4 protein-coding genes are annotated in these 4,093 nt (G+C 38.8%); all 4 read left to right on the plus strand.

The features are described from left to right. The first annotated feature begins 483 nt into the window (after positions 1 to 483). The 4 genes from MKL62_RS00165 to MKL62_RS00180 all read left to right on the plus strand — a co-directional run bounded on the left by MKL62_RS00165 (position 484) and on the right by MKL62_RS00180 (position 3,583). Positions 484 to 729: a hypothetical protein gene (locus MKL62_RS00165; RefSeq protein WP_038405575.1), complete on the plus strand. Its 246-nt coding sequence runs from the start codon at positions 484 to 486 to the stop codon at positions 727 to 729. A 124-nt stretch (positions 730 to 853) separates the two neighbouring features. Next, a complete protein-coding gene (locus MKL62_RS00170) occupies positions 854 to 2,128 on the plus strand; it encodes a virulence factor TspB C-terminal domain-related protein (protein ID WP_123090759.1) in 1,275 nt (424 codons plus the stop codon). Continuing rightward, positions 2,121 to 2,396, plus strand: a complete 276-nt coding sequence (locus tag MKL62_RS00175; RefSeq protein ID WP_038405577.1) for a DUF2523 family protein — start codon at positions 2,121 to 2,123, stop codon at positions 2,394 to 2,396. Before MKL62_RS00170 ends, MKL62_RS00175 begins: the two co-directional genes overlap by 8 nt. Positions 2,397 to 2,407: 11 nt before the next feature. Continuing rightward, positions 2,408 to 3,583, plus strand: coding sequence for a zonular occludens toxin domain-containing protein (locus MKL62_RS00180; protein WP_123090758.1), 1,176 nt, complete (start codon positions 2,408 to 2,410; stop codon positions 3,581 to 3,583). Positions 3,584 to 4,093: the final 510 nt, after the last annotated feature.

The following is a 4,093-nucleotide window of genomic DNA, read 5'->3' on the forward strand; positions in this document are numbered from 1 at the left end:
AAATTTTCAGTGTTAAGCCATTACCGAAGAAAAACCCAATGGAATCAAAGGCTTAATGGTGAATTATACGATTGTTCGTATAATGTATAATATGTTAAAAATCAATAACTTACGTGTATTTTAACTATGACAGAATATGTTTATACATTCAAGAAGTGCGGTAAAAAGTTTACAAAACATTCTAGTTACTGCATCCATTTTTATAAGTGTAAATAGGATTCCACTGGCTTTGGGGAACGCTTTTTAAGCGTGGCCAGTGGCTCTTTTAGTAGGGGTAATAAGAATGACGACATACGTTTGTAAAGAGATTGCACAAGTAAACAATCAGACAACGTGTGTCACATATGTTGCAAAAGAGGATTTCGATCTTTTGAACATTTCCGTGACTGATGCAAATGTTTTGCTCAGTCAAATACTAGTAGTGTTCGCTAGCGTTTGGGTAGCCAATATGGTTAGCGACATGTTTAAAAAGGGGTAAAAACCATGGAACAAAAAAACCAAAACCAACAAGCTAAACGTCCTTTAACTACTTCTGAGAAGGTAGTTCTTGCTGTAGGTACTGCTGCATTGTCTAACGCTGCTTTAGCTGCGGATTTAGACGTTTCAGCAGGTACTGCCGTTATTGGGGGTGCTGTAGCAGTAATTGGGGTAATTGGTGCAGCTAAGATCGTACCGCAAGCGACTATGGTCGTTTGGGGCTATGTAAAACAAGCATTCAATCGTACCTAATAGGTATTAATAAGATCGGGAGCTTCGGCTCCCGAATCTGTTTCAGGGGGTCTTAAATGTCGTTTGGTTTCTTTTACTTGATCTTAATGACGGTAGTCATTTACTTGCTATTCAGGAAATAACTATGATCCACAGAATAAATATATTTTTGCTCTCGTTACTGGTTGCTCTTGCACCTAACTTCATCTTTTTACAGGCAGCAAATGCAACTACTGTTGCGGGCGAGGGTTGGTCCGTTACTAAACGACTTGTACAAGGTGCAACGACATTCTATGACGGGGCAAAAAACGTAGTTTTGAATGGTAAAAACTATGCTGCTACTGGTGCTGCTGCTATTACGCCTACCGCTGCACAAGTTGCAAAAATGATTGTAAGAACTGGTGCTGTTTTAGCTGTAGATGTTGCAATTAAAGCATTGATTGGTGCTGTTGATTATACGATGGATCCTGCTAACAATCAGGTTAAATATAAAGTAATTAATGATCCTCGTAGCATACCTCCTTATGCACAATATTATTATGCTGATTCCACACTCACTAATTTTTGTTCATCTATAGCCACTTGTAACATTGTTGCAACTGAAATGGGTATACCAAATGGTTGGACGAATGATGGCTGTGTAGCTCAATCTTCGGGAAATTTGGCTTGTCCTATGTCACGCGATGGCAGTAAAACAACTCTAACTTTGTATCGATATGTAAATACAAATTATGATCCTAATGCTTCACCTACTGAGGAAGAAAGAACGCTTCCTTACGCTGCTGTAGCTTCTCAAATTATGTCTGATGCGGTTGCAGATAAAGCAGAAGGTAAAGCCTATGTTTCATCTGTTGCTGATACTGCACTGGAAGATGAAGAAAGACAGATTGTTCCTGCTACAGATATAACTAATCAGTTAAATAACTCACAAGCTATTCCAACTTCGAATACGGCTCAAGGGCAAGCCGTACCTCAAGCAAATCCCGATGATCCTACAGCACCTAAAGCGCCACCGACTGACATAACAATTAACTTTCCAGTGTTCTGTGAGTGGGCACCGACTGTCTGTCAAGCTGCGAATGCTGCAATTAATTTTCCTAAGTTATTCGTTGAGAAGTTCCAGAAGTGGGATGACTGGCTTAATAGAGAAACCAAGCCTTACACAGCAGATGAAACTAAGATTGATACAGAAGATAAACGTACTTTTGATTTCTCTGTATTCAATGCAAATAGATTTTCTGTAGACGATAAATGTCCTACGCCTGAGCCTCAAACCATTAGTGTGCTTGGTGTTACAACATCATTTTCTTTAAGCCTTGAACCTGTTTGCTCAATCCTTGAATTGGCTAAACCTGCATTGATTGCATGTTCGTACATCTATGCAGCCTATATCGTTATAGGAGCAGCTAAAGGTGGGTAATTTATTCAAGTTTATAGGTGAAATTCTTGCTTCAGGTTTTCTTAGACGTTTACTAGCGGGTGCGGGAATTTCTCTGGTGTCTTCTACGATTGTTTTAACGGTCGTTAATTATTTATTAGATCGCTTTATGTCTGACTTTTTTGCGGTCGGAAATCTAGCTGGTCTTGTTGGGGTAGCTGGTCTAGATAAATGCGTTTCAATTATTTTTTCGGCATTTATTGCTAGAGCAATTATTGCAAGTTCTTCACTTGCACTTTCGAAGAATTAGGATAAAAAATAATGATTTATTTAATTACTGCCACACCTGGCTCGGGGAAAACTTTATGGGCTGTCAAAGAGATATTTGCACGTGCAAATGAGGCAGAACCGTGGAATATATTCTCAAATATTGAAGGGTTAAAACTAGACACTGCACAACCTTTAAAGTCTAGTTTTGAAGACTATCCGGCACGATCTTTAGTTGTGATTGATGAAGCTCAAAAGATTAGCCACTTTTCAAAAAAATATAAGCATCCGGTTAAGAATGAAAACCATCCAGAAGTAGAGTTTTTACAGACGCACAGACATGCTGAGTTCTTGGATATTATTTTCATCACTCAAGCCCCACGTTTGTTGAATGCAGACGTTTTAGACATGGTTGGGATGCATTATCACTTGCATCGCCCAATGGGTATGAAAATGGCAACTTGGTGGTTATGGAAGTATCACCAGTTGAACCCGAATACTAAGTCAGTTAAAGCAGATGCAGAAGATACTGGTACATTCACGTACCCAAAACATTTATTCAGCATGTATACCTCGTCAAAAGGTGGTGCTGATACTCATGGCAAAATTAAATTGCCTGCAAAAATGGTACAAGGGATTTGGATGCTAATTCTTGCAATATGTGCATTTGGCTATTTCTATATAAAGCAACAAGATTCGCAAAAAGAAGAGCCTAAAACAATTAAAGCAGAGATTCCTAAAGCTGCCGATCCGTTGCAAAAGAAGGTAGATGAATGTGTAAAACAACTCGGTTGGTCTGCTGAGATGTGTAAGGAAGGTTTAGACCCTGAATATAAAGCTAAGAGAGATCAGGAAAACCTAATGAAAACACAGAATGACATGCAGTCTATTTCTATTAAGTACAATCCTAATAAGCCTTATGATGTTGATGCTAGTCAAATTAGCTATGAGATTACGTCAAAGCCCGTTTTTTCTGGTTGTATGAAGAAGGGTTCCCGATATGTTGCATACACTGAGCAAGGGACTATTTTGCGTGATATTAGCCAATCTGATTGTAAAAAACTGATAGAAGATAATGATCGCCCTTACAACTACTTTAAGCCTCAATCACAAGGTTTTATCAATCAACCTCAGCAAGTACATCAAGTAGTTAATCAGCCCCAGACTCAAGAATATGACGCTGAATTTATTGCTAAATATCAGGCAGCTAAAGCACAAGGCTTAATTTGAAAACTTCTTCTTTGATTACTAAAGACCGTCTATATGTTCTACCGTAGCAGTAACAATAAAAAGTCGTTCAGGGGAATTGCGAGTCCCCGAAGCTGTGCGCAGGGGTCGCAAGGCGTAGTCTACGGCTTTTTACGTGATAATATATCGACTTACACTCAATGCCAGTATTGCGGAAGAACATTACAATTTGGTCAATTGGTGAAGCATTTACGTTTGTTTCATGGGTACGGAACAAGAGATTTTATAATTGATTTTTAATGGGGTTAGTAAAATATGGCAGCTTGGCAAATTTTTGGGATTATAGTTCTTAGCATATTCTTTGTAGTTATGAGCTATTACTATACTTGGTCTGCTCTACGAGGCGATGATCCAATTGATGAAAATGAAGTCAAATAATTAAGCTCTGAGAGTTCGCATAATACGGCATTATGTTACTTGCCTTGTTCATTGACTAAAGCCCCGCGTTAGCGGGGTTTTTTGTCAATGAGGCGACCATTTCTATACGCCCTC

The organism is Acinetobacter sp. AOR01_HL (assembly GCF_027855455.1).
Classification (GTDB): Bacteria; Pseudomonadota; Gammaproteobacteria; order Pseudomonadales; family Moraxellaceae; genus Acinetobacter; species Acinetobacter baumannii.